Origin of the sequence: Pantoea allii (genome assembly GCF_002307475.1) — a bacterium.
Classification (GTDB): domain Bacteria; phylum Pseudomonadota; class Gammaproteobacteria; order Enterobacterales; family Enterobacteriaceae; genus Pantoea; species Pantoea allii.
Map to the genome: position 1 here is coordinate 52629 of NZ_NTMH01000017.1, position 21198 is coordinate 73826.

Below are 21198 nucleotides of genomic sequence, written 5' to 3' on the forward strand. Positions count from 1 at the left end.
ATTCTGGGGGCGAAATTATGCAGGCAAGAGTCAAATGGGTTGAAGGGTTAACATTCCTCGGCGAATCATCATCCGGCCATCAGGTCTTAATGGATGGTAATTCCGGTGATAAAGCGCCCAGTCCTATGGAAATGGTGCTGATGGCGGCTGGTGGATGCAGCGCAATTGATGTGGTTTCAATTTTGCAAAAAGGCCGCAACGATGTGGCTGATTGCGAAGTAAAACTCGAATCAGAGCGTCGGGAAGAAGCCCCTCGCATCTTTACCCGTATCAACCTGCATTTTATCGTGAGTGGAAAAGCACTTTCAGATAAAGCCGTGGCGCGTGCGGTCGACCTGTCGGCGGAAAAATATTGCTCGGTTGCCATTATGTTAGGCAAAGGGGTCGCGATCACCCACAGCTACGAGGTTATCGAGCTGTGATCTCTCAGAGGCCCGCGCGGCCTCTGATTTTATTCAATGCGTTTGCCTTCCATGAGCCGTTTCACCAACGGCGCCATAATCAACTCCATCGCCAGTCCCATTTTTCCGCCCGGTACCACCAGCGTATTGATATTGGAAATGAACGATCCCTGCAGCATGGCCAGCAGATAAGGGAAATCAATATCTTCCAGACACTGAAAGTGAATGACGACAAAACTCTCATCCAGCGAAGGAATGGTGCGGGCCGCAAACGGGTTGGAGGTATCCACGGTAGGGACGCGCTGAAAGTTGATATGGGTGCGTGAGAATTGTGGCGTTATGAAGTTGATGTAATCTTCCATCGAGCGCACAACTGAATCCATGACGGCCTCACGGGAATGACCGCGTTCACCGGTATCGCGGACCAGCTTCTGAATCCACTCCAGGTTGACAATCGGCACCACGCCGACCAGTAAATCCACCTTTTCAGCGACGTTATGCTGAGCCGTCATCACCCCGCCGTGCAGTCCTTCATAAAAAAGCACGTCCGTATCCGGAGGCAGCGGCTGCCACGGCGTAAAGGTGCCCGGCACCTGATTCCAGGGCACGGCTTCGTCGTAGGTGTGCAGGTATTTCCGTGACTGGCCTTTGCCGTGCTCACCATATTCAATAAAGGTTTGTTCCAGCAGGCCAAAGTCATTCGCTTCCGGGCCAAAATAGCTGATATGGCGACCCAGATCGCGTGCTTTACGAATCGCCATATCCATTTCTGGCCGGGTAAAACGGTGAAAGCTGTCACCTTCCAGCTCGGCCGCGTGCAAATTGAGTTGCTGAAAAATTTTACGGAATGCCAGGCTGGTGGTGGTGGTTCCCGCGCCACTGGAACCCGTTACCGCTATGATCGGATGGCGTGCAGACATAGTAAAACTCCCTGTGAAGTCGGGCGATGAGCATTGTTAGCACGATTTTTCATTCTGTGCATCAGCCGCGAAACTCGCTTTTGCGCATGATGTTTACCGATTCGTGAAGCTCAGACCAGACCAGAACCACCTCACCTTGCTGCAGCTGACGTCGCACATCGGCGACTTTTTCCGTCAGGCTGAGCTCCTGTTCACCGTAGTCGGTGCCTTCTCGCAGGACAAAGGCTTCAATTAAATTTTCGAGGGTTTCGGGGGAAACCTGTTGCCAGGGAATCATCACAGGGTTAGCTATCCAGGTAAGGGGAAATCCACTGTGGCACGCGCTGTTCGAGCCACAACTGAGGCTGACGCAAGGTGCCACCAACAAAGCCAACATGACCGCCATGGCGCGTCAGTTGATAGGTAATAGTGGCAGATAATTGGTCATTCTGCGGGATCACCTCATCACTCATAAACGGGTCGTCTTTCGCATGGATGATCAGCAACGGTTTTGCCACCGAGCGAAGCAGCGGCATAGCGCTGGCGCGGTGATAATAATCCGTGGCATCGGCAAAGCCATGAGCGCGGGCGGTGATCGCGTCATCAAAGTCTCGCAGGCGGCGCAGCGCGCTGAGCTGTTTAAGATCTATCGGTAAAGTGTCAGGCCATGCGTGCAGTTTGCGCTGAGCATTTTTTTTAAGCTGGCTCAGCAGGTAACGCTGATAAACCTGGGAAAATCCACGTTCCAGTCGGGCGCTACAGGGCTCAAGCAGCAGCGGCGCAGAAACAATAACGCCGGCATCAATGACGGCATCATTTCCCTGTTGCCCCAGCAGGCAACCCAGCATGTTCCCGCCCAGCGAAAACCCCACCGCGGCGGTCGGAACGCGGCCCCAGCGCGTCGTCAGCCAGTTCAGGAAAAAGCGTGCATCCTCGGTTTCTCCTGAGTGATAAATCCGGTTCAGACGATTCGGCTCGCCGCTGCAGCCGCGAAAATGCATCACTACGGCCAGCCAGCCACGTTGCTTGCAAACCTGCATCAGGCCGTGGATATAGGGACTGTGGAAACTGCCTTCCAGACCATGAAACAACACTACGCGCGGTTTATGCTGTGCAAACTGCGGATCTTCACTCCAGGCCAGGTCGACAAAATCACCATCGGGTAAATCAAGCCGTTGCCAGTGAGGCGTGACTCTTATCGTGCGGCGGAGGAGGCGCGGCAGCAGGGTTTGCAGATGAGGATTCGCCAGGCCGCGCACAGGGATAAACGCCGCGCCATCCGGGCCCGAAAATTTCATGTTGTAAAGGCTTGTCTGTTCCATATCACACTGTTAGCTTCGATAAGTTTTTACATAATGGAGGGAGAACCCGGTTAAATGGAACTCAGTCTTTTTTTATCACTGTTAGGGTTTCTCTGGGTCGCGGCGATAACACCCGGACCTAATAATATGTTACTCACCGCCTCAGGTGCCAACTTTGGTTTTATTCGCACCATTCCGTTGATGGTTGGCATCATGATTGGTATGCAGCTGATGCTCCTCATGGTGGCGTTTGGCGTAGGGGGATTGATTCTGCTCTATCCCTCATTGCACCTGATTCTGAAAGTGGCCGGTAGCCTCTATTTGCTGTGGCTGGCATGGAAAATCGCCACCGCGGCCTATGAAAAGCTCGAGACCGATGCGGTGCCGGTCGCGCCCATGCCTTTCTGGCAGGGAGGATTGTTGCAGCTGATCAATCCCAAAGCCTGGTTAATGGCCCTGGGGGCGATAGCGAGCTTTAGCCTGGCCGGTGCCGGTTATCATCACTCTGTACTGTTAATCAGCGGGGGGATGTTTATGGTCAATCTGGTGGCGGGCATTATCTGGATGGGCTTTGGCGCCATGATCGGCCGCATTTTACGCAGTCCGCGCGCGTGGAAAATATTTAACCTCAGCATGGGGCTGTTAACGGCGGCGTGCGTACTGCTGATCTGGCACTGATCCTAACTGGACGCACGCTCCAGGCGTTTCCAGGGTAACACTTCCCTGACAACCGGCGCGTGCGGCTGGCGAATTTTCTTCAGGAGCAACTGTACGCTGCGTGCACCCAGCTGATACATCGGTTGCTCTATGGTGGTCAACGGCGGATTCAGGCTACTGGTAAACGGGATACCGTCAAAACCGACCACGGCGAGATCGTCCGGTACGCGCAAGCCAGCTTCCAGCGCCGCATGGACCACGCCAACTGCCAGCACATCGGAAACGGCAAAGACGGCGTCCGGTCGTTCTGGCAGGCGTAACATCTCCTGTAACGCCCGGCTGCCTTCCTCACAGGAAATGCCTTCGGTATACACCACCTCTGCCCAGCCCAAATCCGACTGTTCGATGGCCTGGCGATAGCCCTGCTCACGATACTGGGAATACAGATAACGCAGGTCGCCATTCACCAGCGCGATGCGCTTGCGGCCCCTGGCGGCAAGGTAATGTATGGTGTCACGGGCGGCTTCAAGATGATCAATGGAGACCGAGGAGGCCGCAATCTGTGGATCAAACTCACAGCACTGAATCCAGGGCGAATCGCCGATGATATCAATAAGGCTTTGCAGGCCGGCCGCCGCGTCCATCGTAATGACGCCATCAACCACTTTGCCCGTTAACAGCGTCAGGTAAGCAGCCTCACGTTTAAACTGTGAGGCAGAATTACACAGCAGGATGTGGTAGCCGTGCATTTCTGCTTCCGCTTCAATGCCTTGCACCACCCGGGCGCAAAAGGGATTGGTGATATCTGAAATCAGTACCAGCAACATATGGCTTTGCGAGGTACGCAGTTGACGGGCTAACAGGTTGGGTTGATAGCCGCTTGTGGAAATGGCATCCAGCACTTTCTGACGCGTATCCGCCTTCACACCTGGGTGAGCGTTAAGCACGCGGGATACCGTGGCCTTAGACACGCCAGCTAACAGGGCAACTTTGTCGATCGACATCGAACTCGCAGACCTCACCAGGGAGCAAATAATAGCGCATATCAATAGCACAACCTGCATGTGAGCGCCTGACAAATTTATGGCTTTTTGTCTGAATTTTAATTTGCATATAACGGCAATCTATTGCAGATGATGATCTAAGAATTTCTTTCTATTAGGGATAACTTTTAATTCCTTTGTGAAATTAATCCCGCCAGCAACACTGCCCACATCATAAAAGTGATGGGAAAAAATCATGTTGAAAGGGCGATTAACGATTCTGGCTTCTGTGCTGTCATTGCTGGCCTTTCAGGCCTGCGCGGTCAATGTGACGGTGGCTTATCAAACCTCGGCGGAACCGGCCAAAGTGGCGCAGGCAGATAACACCTTTGCCAAAGAGAGCGGTGCGACGGTTGCGTGGCGCAAATTCGACAGCGGCGCGGGCGTACTGCGGGCACTGGCCTCGGGTGATGTCCAGATCGGCAATATTGGGTCCAGTCCGTTAGCCGTGGCGGCGACGCAACAGCTGCCTGTCGAAGCTTTTTTACTGGCCTCACAGTTAGGGAATTCAGAGGCGCTGGTGGTCAAAAAAAACCTCGCCAGTCCTCAGGACCTGATAGGTAAACGCATCGCCGTCCCGTTCATTTCCACCACGCACTACAGCTTGCTCTCTGCCTTAAAACACTGGGGCATCAAGCCTTCCCAGGTTCAACTGGTGAATCTACAGCCGCCCGCCATTGTGGCAGCCTGGCAACGCGGCGACATTGACGGTGCGTACGTTTGGGCGCCCGCAGTGAATGCGCTGGAAAATGACGGCCACGTCTTAACGGACTCTTCACAGGTTGGCCGCTGGGGATCGCCCACGCTGGATGTCTGGGTCGTGCGCAAAGACTTCGCTCAGCAACATCCTGATATCGTTACCGCCTTTGCCCGCAGCGCCCTTGAGGCGCAGAAAGCCTATCTCGACAATCCCGAGCAGTGGCTTAAACAGCCCGACAATCTGCGCAAACTCGCGCGTTTAAGCGGCGTGCCAGAACAGCAGGTTCCGGCGCTGGTTAAGGGCAATACCTACCTCACCGCCGCGCAACAGGTTACGCAGTTGGAACAGCCTGTTAATCAAGCCATTGTGGATACGGCGCAGTTTTTGAAAGCGCAGGGCAAAGTGCCGCAGGCGGGCAATGATTACAGCAGTTATGTGACCAGCCGTTTTGTTGCGCCCCTGGTTAAACCCTGAGGAGAACAGCATGTTACGTATCGCTCACCTGAACGCGAGTTATGCCGGTCAGCCTGTGTTACAGGACATCACGCTGCAGCTTGATAAAAAAGCGCTGATGGTGGTTCTGGGGCCGTCAGGCTGTGGCAAAACCACCTTACTTAACCTGATTGCCGGGTTTTTACCGGTCGAATCCGGCGCGATTTCCCTGGACGAAAAGCCTGTTCTCGGGCCGGGCGCAGAGCGTGGCGTGGTGTTTCAGAGTGAAGGCCTGCTGCCGTGGCGTAACGTACTGGATAATGTGGCTTTCGGTTTACAGCTCGCCGGCATGGCGCGCCAGCCGCGTGAAGTGATTGCGCGGCGCTTTATCAAAAGCGTTGGGCTGGAAGGCGCGGAAAAACGGCAGATCTGGCAGCTATCCGGCGGTCAGCGTCAGCGCGTTGGTATCGCCCGGGCGCTGGCGGCCGATCCACAGTTATTGCTGCTGGATGAGCCTTTCGGCGCGCTTGACGCGTTCACCCGCGAGCAAATGCAAACGCTGCTATTAACCCTGTGGCGTAACAGCGGTAAGCAGATTCTGCTTATCACCCATGACATTGAAGAAGCCATCTTTTTGGCCAGCGAGCTGGTACTGCTCTCTCCGGCGCCGGGCCGGGTACAGGAAAAACTGACACTTAATTTCGGTCAGCGTTTTGTGGAGGGCGAACCCTGCCGCAGCATCAAATCCGATCCTGATTTTATTGCTCAGCGGGAATATGTACTGAGTCGGGTATTTGAACAACGGGAGGCATTTGTATGAGTGCGCTGCTCAATGACGAGCCGACAAGCGTGCGCCAGCGTCGCCTGCGCTGGCCTTTTTCCACCCCGTTTACGTTGAGCGCGTTAAGCCTGCTCCTGCTGCTGTTCATCTGGTGGAGTGTGACCGCGCTGGGGCTGATTGCACCGCTGTTTTTACCTTCGCCACAGCAGGTGGTGCGAAAGCTGCTGTTGGTTGCCGGTCCACAAGGCTTTATGGACGCCACGCTGTGGCAGCATTTGGCCGCCAGCCTGACACGTATGCTGATTGCCTTAACTGCGGCAGCGGCGATCGGCATCCCGGTGGGGATGGCCATGGGCATCAGCCCGGTGGTGCGTGCGCTGATCGACCCGTTGATTGAGCTATACCGGCCCGTGCCGCCGCTGGCGTATTTGCCCCTGATGGTCATCTGGTTCGGTATTGGTGAGACATCGAAAATATTGTTGATTTTTCTGGCGATATTCGCCCCGGTGGTGCTGTCGACGGTCGCTGGCGTGCGCAATGCGCAGCAGGTGCGTCTGCGCGCGGCGGCATCGCTGGGAGCGAACCGCTGGCAGCAGCTACGTTGGGTCATTTTACCCGGCGCCTTGCCAGAGATACTGACGGGATTACGAATTGGCCTTGGTGTGGGATGGTCAACGCTGGTGGCCGCCGAGCTTATCGCGGCCACCCGGGGTTTAGGTTTTATGGTGCAGTCGGCGGGTGAGTTTCTGGCGACAGATGTGGTGCTGGCGGGGATCGCGGTCATTGCCGTGGTTGCGTTTAGTTTAGAGCTGAGTCTGCGTGCGCTGCAGCGCCGCCTGACGCCCTGGAATGGAGAGCAAAAATGAACGAAAAGTTAGAGATTAAGCCACTCGGGCCTTTTATTGGTGCCCAGGTTGGCAACCTTGATGTATCCCGTCCGCTCAGTGACGCGCAGTTTGAACAGCTCTATCATGCGCTGCTGCGCCACCAGGTCCTGTTCCTGCGTGAGCAGGTTATTACGCCCGAACAGCATCGTGCGCTGGCGATTCGCTTTGGCGATCTTCATATCCACCCGGTTTATCCGCATGCGGAAGGCGTTGAAGAGATCATTGTTCTGGATACGCACCAGGATAATCCGCCAGATAATGATAACTGGCACACCGATGTGACCTTTATTCAAACGCCGCCAGCCGTGGCGTTGCTTGCGTCCAAAGTGCTGCCGGAGTGTGGCGGTGACACGCTGTGGACCAGCGGCATCGCGGCGTATGAGGCGCTGTCTGCGCCTTTTAAAACCTTACTGGCTGAACTGCAGGCTGAACATGACTTTACAAAATCGTTTCCCGAATACAAGCACCGCAACACGCCAGAGGAGCATCAGCGCTGGCAACAGGCCGTCGCGAAAAACCCACCGGTGTACCATCCGGTGATCCGTACGCATCCCGTCAGCGGCAAAAAAGCCCTGTTTGTGAACGAGGGATTTACTACCCGAATCATGGATATCCGTCAGAAAGAGAGCGAGGCGCTATTGGGCTTCTTGTTTGCCCACGTGACGAAACCGGAGTTTCAGGTGCGCTGGCGCTGGCAGCCAAACGATTTGGTCATATGGGACAACCGGGTTACACAGCACTATGCGAATGCGGACTATTATCCAACACGGCGGGTGATGCAACGGGCAACGGTGCTGGGCGATAAACCCTATTGAACCGTACCGGACGCTGAGCCGGTACGGCGGTGTAAATTCAGATGAGATGAAGACGTCCCCGCGCAGCCGCCTGGATCAGGCGGTGAGCATCGTTTCCAGTTGCTCCTGTGCCTCCAGCCAGGCCATCTCCACCTCTTCCAGCGCCGATTTACTCTCGGCCTGCTTCTGTAGCGCGGCAGTGAGATCGGCCTTACGCTGCTGTTCGTAGATGGCGCTGTCCGAGAGTAGTGCTTCGGCGTCGGCGAGCTGGCTTTGCCATTTCGCCATCTGCTTTTCTAATTTCTCAATCTCTTTGCGCAGCGGCTGGGTTTGCGTCCGTAGCTCCGCATCACGGCGCTTCTGATCCTTACGGGCCTGGGCGCTGTTGCCATTGTCCTGCTTAGGTGCCGCGTCCTGCTGCGTCTGCTGTTTTTGCAGATCGCTCAGCCACTGCTGATAATCTTCCAGATCGCCGGGGAACACATCGACGCTGCCATCGTGAACCAGATAGAGATCGTCCGTTGTGGCGCGTAACAGATGGCGATCGTGCGAGACCACCACTAACGCCCCTTCGAAATCGATGAGCGCCTCGGTTAATGCCTGACGCATATCCAGATCCAGATGGTTGGTGGGTTCATCCAGCAACAGCATGTTAGGGCGCTGCCAGACGATGAGCGCCAGCACCAGGCGTGCCTTTTCTCCACCGGAGAACCGTTCGGTGATCTCCGTGACTTTATCGCCCTGAAAGCCAAAGCCGCCAAGGTAATCACGTAGCTGCTGCTCTAACACTTTCGGTGCGATACGGGAAAGATGCTGTAAAGGCGATTCGTCGGCACGCAGGAATTCGAGCTGATGCTGGGCGAAGTAACCCAGCTTAATGCCTTTTGCCAGGCCAATCTCGCCCGCCTTCGCGCTAAGCTCGCCAGCCAACAGCTTGATCAGCGTGGATTTACCGGCACCGTTGCGGCCCAGCAAGCCAATACGTGAGCCGGGCACCAGGTTAAGCTTAATGGCATCAAGAATAATGCGATCGCCATAGCCTGCGGTCACTTTTTCCATTTTCAGCAGCGGATTAGGCAGACTTTCCGGTGCGCGGAAGCTGAAACTAAAGGGATTATCGACGTGCGCAGGCGCAATCAGCTCCATGCGCTCCAGCATCTTAATGCGGCTTTGGGCCTGCTTCGCTTTGGTCGCCTGAGCGCGGAAGCGATCAATATATTTTTGCAGGTGAGCCACTTTTTCCTGCTGGCTCTGATATAACGCCTGCTGCTGTGCCAGTTTGGCTACGCGCTGGCGTTCGAAGGAGCTGTAGTTGCCGGTGTACTCGATCATCGTTTGCTGCTCGATGTGGATAATTTTATCCACCACAGGATCAAGGAAGTCGCGATCGTGCGAGATTAAAATCAGTGTGCCTTCATAGCTTTTCAGCCAGCGCTCCAGCCAGATAACCGCATCCAGATCGAGGTGGTTAGTCGGTTCATCCAGCAACAGCAGGTCTGAACGACACAGCAACGCCTGCGCCAGGTTAAGTCGCATGCGCCAGCCGCCAGAAAAATCACTCACCGGACGCTGAAGCTGTTCCTGACTAAATCCCAGCCCGTGCAACAAGCTTGAGGCACGTGACTGAATCGTCCATGCCTGAATGGTGTCGAGCTTAGCGTGCAACAGGGCGATGGCATTTCCGTCATTGCTGCTGTTCGCCTCTGCCAGTTCCGCTTCAAGCTGGCGGTACTCACGATCGCCATCGATGACATAGTCAAGGGCAGCCTGGCTCAGGGCAGGAGTTTCCTGATTAACCCAGGCGAGTGACCAGTTGCCGGGAAAGGTGAAGGAGCCAGCATCGCTGCTGATCTCGCCTTTCAGCAACGACAGCAGCGTGGATTTTCCACAGCCGTTTTTACCCACCAGCCCGACTTTTTGGCCGGGATTGATGGTAGCGGTCGCGTTATCGAGCAGGACGCGAATACCGCGGCGAATTTGTAGGGCAGAGAAGACAATCATAAGCGCCGTATCGTCAGAATATGTTAATTTACCTGCAACATAATTGGGTTCTTGTTGCGTTGTGCATGGTAGCGGAAATCTGCACCAATGACGACGCTTTGGAGGGAAAGGATGTCGCAGCCACCTAAGATTTTGCTGCTATTTGCTCATCCTGAAGCACAGGATTCGAAAGCAAATCGCATTTTGCTGGAGGCGGCTGAGAAAACAGAACATGTCACCGTTCACGATCTCTATGCTGCCTACCCGGATTTTTTTATCGATGTCTACCACGAGCAGCAACTGCTGCGTGAGCATGATGTGATTATTTTTCAACATCCGCTCTATACCTATAGCTGTCCGGCGCTGTTAAAAGAGTGGCTGGATCGCGTACTGTCGCGGGGGTTTGCCAACGGCGTAGATGGTAATGCGCTGGAAGGAAAATACTGGCGTAGCATTGTGACTACAGGAGAGCCAGAAACGGCGTTCCAGAAGCACGGGCTTAACCGTTATTCCATGAATGACATTTTGCGCCCCTTTGAGCTGACGGCGCAGATGTGCCGTATGCACTGGATGCCGCCGATGATTATCTACTGGGCCCGCCGCCAGCACCCCGATTTACTGAAAAATTATGCCCGCGCATACAGCGACTGGCTGGCAGCACCGCTGCCGAATGGAGGGTTATAAATGGAAGGACAAACGCTGCTGACCGCGGGAGTGATCTATCTGGTCGCGGCGGTACTGATCGTACCGGTAGCGGCGCGCCTCGGTATTGGCGCAGTTTTGGGATATTTGCTGGCCGGTATTGCTATCGGACCCTGGGGACTGGGTTTTATTAGCGACGTTGACGAGATCCTGCACTTTTCCGAGCTGGGCGTCGTGTTCCTGATGTTCATCATCGGGCTGGAACTTAATCCGGCAAAGCTGTGGGCGCTGCGCCGGTCCATTTTTGGTATTGGCGCGGCGCAGGTCATTTTTTCAGCGGCGATTCTGGGCGCATTGCTGTGGCTGACGAAGTTTGACTGGCGAGCCGCGGTCATTGGCGGTATTGGCCTGGCAATGTCATCCACGGCGATGGCGCTCCAGCTGATGCGCGATAAAGGCATGAATCGCAGCGAATCCGGGCAGTTAGGTTTTTCGGTGCTGCTGTTTCAGGACCTGGCGGTGATACCGGCTCTGGCGTTGATTCCACTGTTGGCAGGAAATGACAGCGGCAGCATCGACTGGATGAAAGTGGGCATGAAGGTGCTGGCCTTTGCCGGCATGTTAATTGGGGGCCGCTATTTGCTGCGCCCCATTTTTCGCTATATCGCAGCCTCGGGCGTACGCGAGGTGTTTACCGCGGCGTCATTGCTGTTGGTGCTGGGTTCGGCGCTGTTTATGGATGCGCTGGGCTTATCCATGGCGTTAGGGACGTTTATCGCCGGCATCCTGTTGGCGGAAAGTGAATACCGGCACGAGCTGGAAGTGGCGATCGAGCCGTTTAAAGGCTTACTGCTGGGGCTGTTTTTTATTTCGGTAGGCATGGCGCTGAATCTTGGCGTGCTCTATACCCATATTATCGCGATCTTGCTGGGCGTACTGGTGCTGGTGGCGGTGAAGATCCTGGTTTTGTATGTGCTGGGACGGATTTATGGTTTGCGCAGCTCGGAGCGCCAGCAGTTTGCCGGTGTACTGAGCCAGGGCGGAGAGTTTGCCTTTGTGCTGTTTTCTGCGGCCTCATCGGCCAAACTGTTTTCGGGCGATCAACTGCCGCTCCTGCTGGTTACCGTAACCCTGTCCATGATGACCACGCCACTTCTGATGCAGGTCATCGATCGGCTGTTAGCGCGTCGTTTTAATGAAATTGACGAAGATGCCGAAAAGCCGTTCGTCGAGGACGATCAGCCCCAGGTTATCGTGGTGGGCTTTGGTCGTTTTGGTCAGGTCGTTGGCCGCTTACTGATGGCGAACAATAAACGTATCACGGTACTGGAGCGGGATATCAGCGCAGTGAGCCTGATGCGAAAATATGGCTACAAGGTTTATTATGGTGATGCCACCGAGCTGGAGCTGCTACGTGCAGCGGGTGCGGCCAGTGCGCAATCCATCGTAATTACCTGTAGCAATCCTGAAGATGCCATGACGATTGTGCATCTCTGCCAGCAGCATTTTCCGCATCTGCATATCATGGCGCGGGCTCGCGGCCGCGTAGAAGCCCATGAACTGCTGCAGGCAGGCGTCACGCAGTTCTCGCGTGAAACCTTCTCCAGTGCGCTGGAGCTGGGCCGCAAGACATTGATGTCGCTGGGGATGCATCCGCATCAGGCGCACCGTGCGCAGCAGCACTTCCGTCGGCTGGATATGCGTATGTTGCGGGAACTGGTGCCCGCCCAATCTGACAAGGCACAGATTTCTCGGGTACGTGAAGCTCGGCGTGAACTTGAAGATATTTTTCAGCGCGAAATGCAGCACGAAAGGCGTCAGATCCATGACTGGGACGACGATGAGTAATCAGAAGAGGCAGGTAGAGCATCATGCGTAAACGTTTTATTGCCGGTGCGGTTTGTCCGCACTGCCAGGAAAAAGACACGCTGGCTATGTGGCGCGAAAACAATGTCGATGTCGTTGAGTGTGTGAAGTGCGGCCATCAAATGCGCGAAGCGGATAAACAGGCGCGCGATCAGGTTCGTGGCAATGAGCAAGTGATAGGCATTTTCCATCCAGAGTAGCGAAATGGCCCAGCTTTTTTTAAGCTTAACCACACAGCGGGATTGAATTCCGTTACAATTGACGCCATTAACGCTGTGGTCGCAAGAGAAAAAGACAGCCTCTTGTACTCAGCCCCGAACCTTTCTGGTTGGTGTTATTGCACGCAAGAATAGACCAATGAGACGGGATCTTAGTTCTCAACGGTTAGGAGATATCATGAAAGTAGCAAAAGACCTGGTGGTAAGCCTGGCCTATCAGGTACGTACAGAAGACGGTGTGTTGGTTGACGAGTCACCGGTGAGTGCACCGTTAGACTATCTGCACGGTCATGGTTCCCTGATTTCTGGTCTGGAAAACGCGCTGGAAAACCACGTAGCGGGCGATAAGTTTGACGTGCATATCCCGGCAAACGACGCTTACGGTCAGTACGATGACAACCTGGTACAGCGCGTACCTAAAGACGTCTTTATGGGCGTTGACGAATTACAGGTTGGCATGCGTTTTCTGGCGGAAACCGACCAGGGTCCAGTGCCGGTTGAAATCACCGAAGTTGAAGACGAGCATGTTGTGGTTGACGGTAACCACATGCTGGCGGGTCAGAACCTGAATTTCAATGTTGAGGTGGTTGCGATTCGTGAAGCCACACCGGAAGAGCTGGCTCATGGCCACGTTCACGGTGCTGATGGCCATCACCACGATCACGACCATGACCACGACCACGATCATGACCACGGTCAGGGTGGTTGCGGTACTGGCGGTTGCGGTTGCAGCCACTAAGTTCGACTCTGCATTTCAAGGCCACCTCCGGGTGGCCTTACTTTTTTGCGTCTTTCGGATCGCGCCAGATGTTCGGGGACCCAGGCCTGTATCAGTAATGCGGCGGTGGGGTTTCTTCTGACGGATCGGCAATCATCGATGGCGCGCTGGCTTTAAACTTCTCAAGCAACAGACGCATATGTTCGCGCATCTTACTCATTTCAAGTTCATGCTGGACCACGGTATTGTTCAGTTGATCGATAGTCATCTCCTGAAAAGCCAGTTTGCTTTCAAGCGTTTCAATACGTTGTTCCCACTCTGACTGTTGCATGACCTGTTCTCCTGTTAAGGTGCTACTCAGCGCATAATTCTAAAGGCTGACGTTGCAGAATTGCCCTATTTTTTATGTTTTATTTAGCGTTTAGCTTGAAAAAGGCCCAGATGGCATCATCTCTGGTGAAACTTCCTGACGCAAAAAAGGTCGGAAGTAGACCAGATAATTACGCTGTGGGAGTGTTCGCCACTGCCACGTAAAGTTATAGTGTGGGCCCGCAGTCCGCAATGATTCCCGAGGTGTCAGGCTTCGGTTTTGGAGAAAGGATGAAATCACTGTTCAAAGTCACATTGTTAGCTACCACCATGGCCGTCGCGCTGAATGCTCCGCTGGCAATGGCTGCAGAAACTGCAGCGGCACCGGCAGCAGCCGATGCGCCTCAGACTGCTCCTCAGGCTCCAAAAAATGCAGCCTTCAAAAATGAAGATCAGCAATCTGCGTATGCTTTGGGTGCGTCACTGGGCCGTTATATGGACAACTCTCTGAAAGAACAAGAGAAGCTGGGCATCAAACTGGACAAACAGCAGCTGATTGCCGGTGTTCAGGATGCGTTTGGTGGCAAGAGCAAACTGTCTGACGAAGAGATCGAGCAAACACTGCAGGCGTTTGAAGTGCGTGTGAAAGGCGCGGCTTCAGCCAAGATGGAAAAAGATGCGAAAGAAAATGCCGAGAAAGGTGAAGCTTACAGCGCTAAGTTTGCCAAAGAGAGCGGCGTGAAGAAAACCGACAGCGGTCTGCTGTACAAAGTAGAGAAAGAAGGCACCGGTGATGCGCCGAAAGACAGCGATACCGTGGTCGTAAACTACAAAGGTACGCTGATCGACGGTACGGAGTTCGATAACTCTTACACCCGCGGTGAGCCACTGTCATTCCGTCTTGATGGCGTGATCCCGGGCTGGACCGAAGGCCTGAAGCACGTTAAGAAAGGCGGTAAGATCAAACTGGTTATCCCACCGAATCTTGCCTATGGTAAGAACGGCGTTCCGGGTATTCCAGCGAACTCTACCCTGGTCTTTGATGTTGAACTGCTTGATATCAAACCTGCACCAAAAGCAGATGAAAAAACGCAGGCACCTGCTGCTGACGCGAAGAAATCCCAGTAATCTGTCTGCCGCCACCTTCGGGTGGCGGTTTCTGCGCGTTATGACAAACCTCTGGCATAAGCCCGCGACATTTGCCAGACTATCGCCTGCATAATTATCCCAATATTGAGTCTGCCCGTAAGCCGCTGTGACAGGCTCCAGCCATGTAGGGTGATGTCTTCAATGTCTAATCCATTCAATCCCGGTGAACTGAGCGACTTCGATCTTCTGGAGCAGCATCCGTTCGAGCAAACTGATTACGATATTTTAAAGTCGTATGAGGCTGTCGTAGATGGCCTTGCCATGCTGATCGGCTCGCATTGTGAAATCGTCCTGCACTCACTGGAGGATTTGAACTGTTCGGCTGTGCGTATTGCTAACGGTGAGCACACTGGTCGTAAAGTCGGATCGCCCATTACGGACTTAGCGTTGCGCATGCTGCATGATATGCAGGGCGCAGACAGCAATGTTTCCCGCGCTTACTTTACCCGTGCGAAAAGCGGTGTGTTGATGAAGTCAGTGACAATCGCGATTCGCAATCGTCAGCAGCGGGTTATTGGGCTGTTGTGTATCAACATGAACCTTGATGTACCGTTTTCACAGATTATGTCGACATTTCTGCCGCCTGAAATGCAGCAGGTTGACTCCAACGTTAACTTTGCAAGTTCGGTAGACGACCTGGTCATGCAAACGCTGGAATTTACTATTGAAGAAGTGAGCGCCGATCGCAATGTGTCGAATAATGCCAAGAACCGTCAGATCGTATTAAACCTGTATGAGAAAGGTATTTTCGACATCAAAGATGCCATCAACCAGGTTGCAGACCGCTTAAATATTTCCAAGCACACCGTGTATCTCTACATCCGTCAGTTTAAAAACGGTGACTTCCAGGGGCAGGATCGCTAATGCGTTACGCGCTGTTGGTCACGGGCCCCGCCTATGGCACGCAACAGGCGACCAGCGCTCTGCTGTTTGCCAACGCGTTGCTGGCAGCCGGCCATCAACTGGACAGTGTGTTTTTTTACCGGGAAGGCGTGCTGAATGCGAATCAGCTGACGGCACCGGCCAGTGATGAGTTTGATCTGGTCCGGGCGTGGCAGTCACTGAGCCAGGCACAGGGCGTCGCGCTGAATATCTGTGTCGCAGCAGCATTACGGCGCGGCGTGACCGATCAACAGGAAGCGTCAAGGCTGGCGTTGCCCGGCGCCAATCTGCAACCCGGCTTCACGCTGGCCGGCTTAGGTGCGCTGGCTGAAGCGGCACTGCGGTGCGAACGCATGGTGCAGTTCTGATGAATCGTGTTGCGTTTGTCTTTACTCGTGCGCCGCATGGCACCAGTGCAGGTCGTGAAGGGCTGGATGCTGCCTTGGCGACCGGTGCATTAAGCGATGACATCGGCCTGTTTTTTATTGGTGACGGTGTACTTCAGCTCAACAGTGGGCAACAGCCAGAAAACATTCACAGTCGTCATTATGCCGCGACCTTTGGTGTGCTGGCGCTGTATGATATCGAGCAATGTTACCTGTGTCGGGACGCGTTGCGGGTTCGCGGTTTAGCGGAAAGTGCTCCGCGTATTTTGGATGCTGAGATTTTAGATGCGCCGTTACTGCGTCAAAAACTGGCTGGCTTTGACCGAATCCTGACTTTTTAAGAGCGAGTCATGCTGCATACTTTATTTCATTCGCCGGCTTACAGCGACATTGATACGCTGTCCTTACTGTTGAGCCCGGACGACGACCTGTTATTGTTGCAGGACGGCGTACTGGCAGCGATCCAGGGCAGTAGGGCGCTGGAAAAACTGAGCGCCTGCGGTGTAAAACTCTGGGCGCTGCAAGACGATCTGAGCGCACGCGGGCTGAGTGAGCAAATTTCTCCCATTGTGCAGCCAGTAGACTATACTTTTTTCGTTGCGTTAACGGTAAAACATCGACAACAAATGGCCTGGTAATTCGCTGACCCCCTGGTTATTTCTTGACACCCTTTTGACACAGCCCTAAAATTCTGCCTCCTCGTAATTCTACGAGGTGATTTATTACGTGTTTACGAAGCAAAAAGCTAAATCCCAGGAGCTATTTAATGGCAACAGTTAACCAGCTGGTTCGCAAACCACGCGTCCGCAAAGTTGCAAAGAGCAACGTGCCGGCGCTGGAAGCTTGCCCGCAGAAACGTGGTGTTTGTACTCGTGTGTACACTACCACTCCTAAAAAACCAAACTCAGCACTGCGTAAAGTTTGCCGTGTGCGTTTGACTAACGGTTTTGAAGTTACCTCCTACATCGGCGGTGAAGGTCATAACCTGCAGGAACACTCCGTGATCCTGATCCGTGGCGGTCGTGTTAAAGACTTGCCAGGTGTGCGTTACCACACCGTCCGTGGCGCGCTGGACTGCTCAGGTGTTAAAGACCGTAAGCAGTCACGCTCCAAGTACGGCGTGAAGAAGCCAAAGGCTTAATGGTTCTCCGTTAAGTAAGGCCAAACGTTTTAACTTAAATGTCAAACTAAACTCGTAGAGTTTTGGACAATCCTGAATTAACAACGGAGTATTTCCATGCCACGTCGTCGCGTCATTGGTCAGCGTAAAATTCTGCCGGATCCTAAGTTCGGATCAGAGCTGCTGGCTAAATTTGTAAACATCCTGATGGTAGATGGTAAAAAGTCTACTGCCGAAACTATCGTCTACACCGCGCTTGAGACCCTGGCTCAACGCGCTGGTAAAGATGGCCTGGAAGCGTTCGAGGTTGCTCTCGAGAACGTGCGTCCGACTGTCGAAGTTAAGTCACGTCGCGTTGGTGGGTCTACCTACCAGGTTCCAGTTGAAGTCCGTCCGGTTCGTCGTAATGCCCTGGCAATGCGTTGGATCGTAGAAGCTGCTCGTAAACGCGGTGATAAATCTATGGCTCTCCGCCTGGCGAACGAACTTTCTGATGCTGCAGAAAACAAAGGTACTGCAGTTAAGAAACGTGAAGACGTTCACCGCATGGCAGAAGCCAACAAGGCGTTCGCACACTACCGCTGGTAACAGCTTCGTAGTTGTTATTAACCCAGCGGGCGTCCCAGTGACTCACCTGCTGGGCTTTTTTAACTTAGAACGTCTAAGAATCAGAGGAATCAAATGGCTCGTAAAACACCCATTGAGCGCTACCGTAACATTGGTATCAGTGCCCACATCGACGCCGGTAAGACTACAACTACCGAACGTGTTCTGTTCTACACCGGTGTAAACCACAAAATCGGTGAAGTCCATGACGGCGCAGCAACCATGGACTGGATGGAGCAGGAGCAGGAACGTGGTATTACCATCACGTCTGCTGCGACCACCTGTTTCTGGTCTGGTATGGCTAAGCAGTTTGAACCACACCACGTAAACATCATCGACACCCCGGGACACGTTGACTTCACCATCGAAGTTGAGCGTTCTATGCGTGTGCTTGATGGCGCAGTCATGGTTTACTGTGCGGTTGGTGGTGTTCAGCCACAGTCTGAAACCGTATGGCGCCAGGCGAACAAATATAAAGTTCCACGCATTGCGTTCGTTAACAAAATGGACCGCATGGGTGCTAACTTCCTGAAAGTTGTTGATCAGATGAAAGCGCGCTTGGGTGCAAACCCAGTTCCACTTCAGCTGGCCATCGGCGCAGAAGACGGCTTTACCGGTGTTGTTGACCTGGTGAAAATGAAAGCTATCAACTGGAACGATGCCGATCAGGGCGTTACCTTCGTATACGAAGATATCCCAGCTAATATGCAGGAACTGGCTGAAGAATGGCGTGCGAAGCTTGTTGAAGCTGCAGCTGAAGGTTCTGATGAGCTGATGGAGAAATTCTTCGGCGGTGAAGAACTGACAGAAGAAGAGATCAAAACATCTCTGCGCAAACGCGTTCTGAAGAACGAAATCATCCTGGTTACCTGTGGTTCTGCATTTAAGAACAAAGGTGTTCAGGCGATGCTGGATGCGGTTGTTGAATACCTGCCAGCACCGACTGACGTTACCGCGATTAACGGTATGCTGGACGACGGTAAAGACACGCCGGCTGAGCGTCACTCAGACGACAAAGAGCCGTTTGCTGCACTGGCGTTCAAAATCGCTACCGACCCGTTTGTTGGTAACCTGACCTTCTTCCGCGTTTACTCTGGTGTGGTTAACACTGGTGACACCGTGTTCAACCCGGTTAAGTCAAACCGTGAGCGTCTGGGCCGTATTGTTCAGATGCACGCCAACAAACGTGAAGAGATCAAAGAAGTTCGTGCGGGCGACATCGCAGCAGCGATCGGCTTGAAAGACGTAACCACGGGTGACACGCTGTGTGATCCAGACAACGTCATCATTCTTGAGCGCATGGAATTCCCTGAGCCGGTAATCTCTATCGCCGTTGAGCCGAAAACCAAAGCTGACCAGGAAAAAATGGGTCTGGCTCTGGGTCGTCTGGCGAAGGAAGATCCATCATTCCGCGTATGGACTGATGAAGAAACCAACCAGACCATCATCGCCGGTATGGGTGAGCTGCACCTCGACATCATCGTTGACCGTATGAAGCGTGAATTCAACGTTGAAGCAAACGTGGGTAAACCACAGGTTGCTTATCGTGAAGCGATCCGCTCTAAAGTTACCGGTATTGAAGGTAAGCACGCCAAGCAGTCTGGTGGTCGTGGTCAGTACGGTCATGTTGTTATCGACATGTACCCACTGGAGCCAGGTTCGAACCCGAAAGGTTACGAATTTGTCAACGATATCAAAGGTGGTGTAATTCCTGGCGAATTCATCCCTGCGGTTGATAAAGGTATCCAGGAGCAGTTGAAATCAGGCCCACTGGCCGGTTATCCGGTTGTGGATCTGGGTGTTCGTCTGCACTTCGGTTCTTACCATGACGTTGACTCCTCTGAGCTGGCGTTTAAACTAGCCGCGTCTATTGCCTTTAAAGATGGCTTTAAGAAAGCGCAGCCAGTTCTGCTTGAGCCTATCATGAAGGTTGAAGTCGAGACCCCAGAAGAGAACACCGGTGACGTAATCGGTGACCTTAGCCGTCGTCGTGGTATGCTCAAAGGGCAAGAATCTAACGCTACTGGCGTTCAGATCCACGCTGAAGTCCCGCTGTCTGAAATGTTCGGATATGCAACTCAGCTGCGCTCTCTGACCAAAGGTCGTGCTTCGTACTCCATGGAGTTCCTGAAGTATGACGACGCGCCGAACAACGTTGCGCAGGCCGTTATTGAAGCTCGTAGCAAATAAGCTACGGTTTAAATTTGAACTGATGCCTTCATCCAAAGTGATGAAGGCATAACGTAAGGAATATCGCCATGGCGAAAGAGCAATTTCAACGTAACAAACTGCACGTAAACGTGGGCACCATCGGTCACGTCGACCACGGTAAAACCACCCTGACTGCAGCTATCACTACCGTTCTGGCTAAAACCAACGGTGGCCAGGCGCGTGCGTTCGATCAGATCGACAGCACCCCGGAAGAAAAAGCACGTGGTATCACCATCAACACTGCACACGTTGAGTATGAAACCCCGTCTCGCCACTATGCGCACGTTGACTGCCCAGGCCACGCCGACTATGTGAAAAACATGATCACCGGTGCTGCGCAGATGGACGGCGCGATCCTGGTTGTTGCTGCGACTGACGGCCCAATGCCGCAGACCCGTGAGCACATCCTGCTGGGTCGTCAGGTAGGCGTTCCTTACATCATCGTGTTCCTGAACAAGTGTGACATGGTTGATGACGAAGAGCTGCTGGAACTGGTTGAGATGGAAGTCCGTGACCTGCTGTCACAGTACGACTTCCCGGGCGACGATACTCCAATCGTTCGCGGTTCAGCTCTGAAAGCGCTGGAAGGCAACCCAGAGTGGGAAGAGAAAATCGTTGAGCTGGCTGGTCACCTGGATAACTACATCCCGGACCCGGTACGTGCAATCGATATGCCATTCCTGCTGCCAATCGAAGACGTATTCTCAATCTCTGGTCGTGGTACCGTTGTGACCGGTCGTGTAGAGCGCGGTATCGTTAAAGTCGGCGACGAAGTTGAAATCGTGGGTATCAAAGATACAGCGAAATCAACCTGTACCGGCGTTGAAATGTTCCGCAAACTGCTGGACCAGGGTCAGGCAGGCGAAAACTGTGGTGTTCTGCTGCGCGGTATCAAGCGTGAAGACATCCAGCGTGGTCAGGTACTGGCTAAGCCGGGCTCAATCAAGCCACACACCAAGTTTGAGTCAGAAGTCTACGTTCTGTCTAAAGACGAAGGTGGCCGCCATACTCCGTTCTTCAAGGGCTACCGTCCACAGTTCTACTTCCGTACCACAGACGTGACCGGTTCAGTAGAGCTGCCAGAAGGCGTTGAGATGGTCATGCCGGGCGACAACATCAAAATGGTTGTTACCCTGATTCACCCAATCGCAATGGACGAAGGTCTGCGCTTCGCCATCCGCGAAGGCGGCCGTACCGTTGGCGCGGGCGTTGTTGC

Annotated in this window: 25 protein-coding genes; 19 read left to right on the top strand and 6 right to left on the bottom strand. The window is 53.7% G+C overall.

Annotated elements, in window-relative coordinates:
- The first annotated feature begins 17 nt into the window (after positions 1-17).
- Positions 18-422 (top strand): OsmC family protein, encoded by a 405-nt coding sequence (locus CMR03_RS06010; protein ID WP_063877490.1) that lies wholly within the window; start codon positions 18-20, stop codon positions 420-422.
- Between the two features lie 29 nt (positions 423-451).
- On the opposite strand, the gene CMR03_RS06015 is transcribed toward CMR03_RS06010, so the two are convergent.
- From CMR03_RS06015 to CMR03_RS06025, 3 genes are all read right to left on the bottom strand, one after another.
- Complete coding sequence (locus tag CMR03_RS06015; protein WP_063877489.1) at positions 452-1321, bottom strand: phosphoribulokinase; 870 nt, start codon at positions 1319-1321, stop codon at positions 452-454.
- Positions 1322-1382: 61 nt separating this feature from the next.
- Positions 1383-1601, bottom strand: coding sequence for a YheU family protein (locus CMR03_RS06020; RefSeq protein ID WP_063877488.1), 219 nt, complete (start codon positions 1599-1601; stop codon positions 1383-1385).
- 4 nt (positions 1602-1605) lie between these two features.
- Complete coding sequence (locus tag CMR03_RS06025) at positions 1606-2622, bottom strand: hydrolase (protein WP_096011075.1); 1017 nt, start codon at positions 2620-2622, stop codon at positions 1606-1608.
- A 54-nt stretch (positions 2623-2676) separates the two neighbouring features.
- On the opposite strand from CMR03_RS06025, the gene CMR03_RS06030 reads away from it, so the two are divergent.
- Complete coding sequence (locus CMR03_RS06030) at positions 2677-3279, top strand: LysE family translocator (protein WP_063877486.1); 603 nt, start codon at positions 2677-2679, stop codon at positions 3277-3279.
- Between the two features lie 2 nt (positions 3280-3281).
- On the opposite strand, the gene CMR03_RS06035 is transcribed toward CMR03_RS06030, so the two are convergent.
- Positions 3282-4262 carry a LacI family DNA-binding transcriptional regulator gene (locus CMR03_RS06035; protein WP_096011076.1) on the bottom strand — a complete coding sequence of 327 codons (981 nt, stop codon included), beginning with the start codon at positions 4260-4262 and terminating at the stop codon, positions 3282-3284.
- Positions 4263-4497: 235 nt separating this feature from the next.
- Between CMR03_RS06035 and tauA the strand changes: the two genes are divergently transcribed.
- The 4 genes from tauA to tauD are packed head-to-tail and all read left to right on the top strand — an operon-like array spanning position 4498 to position 7916.
- The gene (gene tauA, locus CMR03_RS06040; RefSeq protein WP_096011077.1) at positions 4498-5475 is read left to right on the top strand and encodes a taurine ABC transporter substrate-binding protein; all 978 of its coding nucleotides are present in this window, start codon (positions 4498-4500) and stop codon (positions 5473-5475) included.
- 10 nt (positions 5476-5485) lie between these two features.
- Positions 5486-6253, top strand: coding sequence for a taurine ABC transporter ATP-binding subunit (gene tauB / locus CMR03_RS06045; RefSeq protein WP_096011078.1), 768 nt, complete (start codon positions 5486-5488; stop codon positions 6251-6253).
- The gene (gene tauC / locus CMR03_RS06050; RefSeq protein ID WP_096011079.1) at positions 6250-7080 is read left to right on the top strand and encodes a taurine ABC transporter permease TauC; all 831 of its coding nucleotides are present in this window, start codon (positions 6250-6252) and stop codon (positions 7078-7080) included. The genes tauB and tauC overlap by 4 nt, the downstream gene beginning before the upstream one ends.
- Positions 7077-7916 (top strand): taurine dioxygenase, encoded by an 840-nt coding sequence (tauD, locus tag CMR03_RS06055; protein WP_096011080.1) that lies wholly within the window; start codon positions 7077-7079, stop codon positions 7914-7916. Before tauC ends, tauD begins: the two co-directional genes overlap by 4 nt.
- 75 nt (positions 7917-7991) lie before the next feature.
- On the opposite strand, the gene CMR03_RS06060 is transcribed toward tauD, so the two are convergent.
- Positions 7992-9896: an ABC transporter ATP-binding protein gene (locus tag CMR03_RS06060; protein ID WP_096011081.1), complete on the bottom strand. Its 1905-nt coding sequence runs from the start codon at positions 9894-9896 to the stop codon at positions 7992-7994.
- Positions 9897-10007: 111 nt separating this feature from the next.
- Between CMR03_RS06060 and kefG the strand changes: the two genes are divergently transcribed.
- The 4 genes from kefG (at position 10008) to slyD (ending at position 13340) form a co-directional block, all read left to right on the top strand.
- Positions 10008-10559, top strand: a complete 552-nt coding sequence (kefG, locus tag CMR03_RS06065; protein WP_063877479.1) for a glutathione-regulated potassium-efflux system ancillary protein KefG — start codon at positions 10008-10010, stop codon at positions 10557-10559.
- The gene (gene kefB, locus CMR03_RS06070; protein WP_096011082.1) at positions 10560-12365 is read left to right on the top strand and encodes a glutathione-regulated potassium-efflux system protein KefB; all 1806 of its coding nucleotides are present in this window, start codon (positions 10560-10562) and stop codon (positions 12363-12365) included.
- A 23-nt stretch (positions 12366-12388) separates the two neighbouring features.
- Positions 12389-12583, top strand: coding sequence for a YheV family putative zinc ribbon protein (locus CMR03_RS06075; RefSeq protein ID WP_063877477.1), 195 nt, complete (start codon positions 12389-12391; stop codon positions 12581-12583).
- 196 nt (positions 12584-12779) lie between these two features.
- Positions 12780-13340: a peptidylprolyl isomerase gene (gene slyD / locus CMR03_RS06080; protein ID WP_096011083.1), complete on the top strand. Its 561-nt coding sequence runs from the start codon at positions 12780-12782 to the stop codon at positions 13338-13340.
- A 91-nt stretch (positions 13341-13431) separates the two neighbouring features.
- Here the strand turns inward: slyD and CMR03_RS06085 are convergent, their stop codons facing one another.
- On the bottom strand, positions 13432-13650 hold the full coding sequence (locus CMR03_RS06085) for a protein SlyX (protein ID WP_013027478.1): 219 nt from the start codon (positions 13648-13650) through the stop codon (positions 13432-13434).
- A gap of 269 nt (positions 13651-13919) precedes the next feature.
- Here CMR03_RS06085 and fkpA point away from each other — a divergent pair, with 269 nt between their 5' ends.
- The 9 genes from fkpA to tuf form a co-directional block, all read left to right on the top strand.
- A complete protein-coding gene (gene fkpA, locus CMR03_RS06090; RefSeq protein ID WP_024471368.1) occupies positions 13920-14756 on the top strand; it encodes an FKBP-type peptidyl-prolyl cis-trans isomerase in 837 nt (278 codons plus the stop codon).
- A 162-nt stretch (positions 14757-14918) separates the two neighbouring features.
- Positions 14919-15641 (top strand): helix-turn-helix transcriptional regulator, encoded by a 723-nt coding sequence (locus CMR03_RS06095; RefSeq protein ID WP_063877475.1) that lies wholly within the window; start codon positions 14919-14921, stop codon positions 15639-15641.
- Positions 15641-16027: a sulfurtransferase complex subunit TusD gene (tusD, locus tag CMR03_RS06100; protein WP_096011084.1), complete on the top strand. Its 387-nt coding sequence runs from the start codon at positions 15641-15643 to the stop codon at positions 16025-16027. Before CMR03_RS06095 ends, tusD begins: the two co-directional genes overlap by 1 nt.
- A complete protein-coding gene (gene tusC / locus CMR03_RS06105) occupies positions 16027-16386 on the top strand; it encodes a sulfurtransferase complex subunit TusC (RefSeq protein WP_063877473.1) in 360 nt (119 codons plus the stop codon). Before tusD ends, tusC begins: the two co-directional genes overlap by 1 nt.
- Before the next feature lie 9 nt (positions 16387-16395).
- Complete coding sequence (tusB, locus tag CMR03_RS06110) at positions 16396-16683, top strand: sulfurtransferase complex subunit TusB (RefSeq protein WP_063877472.1); 288 nt, start codon at positions 16396-16398, stop codon at positions 16681-16683.
- Positions 16684-16811: 128 nt separating this feature from the next.
- The gene (gene rpsL / locus CMR03_RS06115; RefSeq protein ID WP_006120575.1) at positions 16812-17186 is read left to right on the top strand and encodes a 30S ribosomal protein S12; all 375 of its coding nucleotides are present in this window, start codon (positions 16812-16814) and stop codon (positions 17184-17186) included.
- Between the two features lie 96 nt (positions 17187-17282).
- Positions 17283-17753 (top strand): 30S ribosomal protein S7, encoded by a 471-nt coding sequence (rpsG, locus tag CMR03_RS06120; protein ID WP_063877471.1) that lies wholly within the window; start codon positions 17283-17285, stop codon positions 17751-17753.
- A gap of 93 nt (positions 17754-17846) precedes the next feature.
- Positions 17847-19961: an elongation factor G gene (fusA, locus tag CMR03_RS06125; protein ID WP_063877470.1), complete on the top strand. Its 2115-nt coding sequence runs from the start codon at positions 17847-17849 to the stop codon at positions 19959-19961.
- A 68-nt stretch (positions 19962-20029) separates the two neighbouring features.
- Positions 20030-21198, top strand: a 1169-nt coding sequence (tuf, locus tag CMR03_RS06130; protein ID WP_028715865.1) for an elongation factor Tu, incomplete at its 3' end; no start/stop codon positions are given.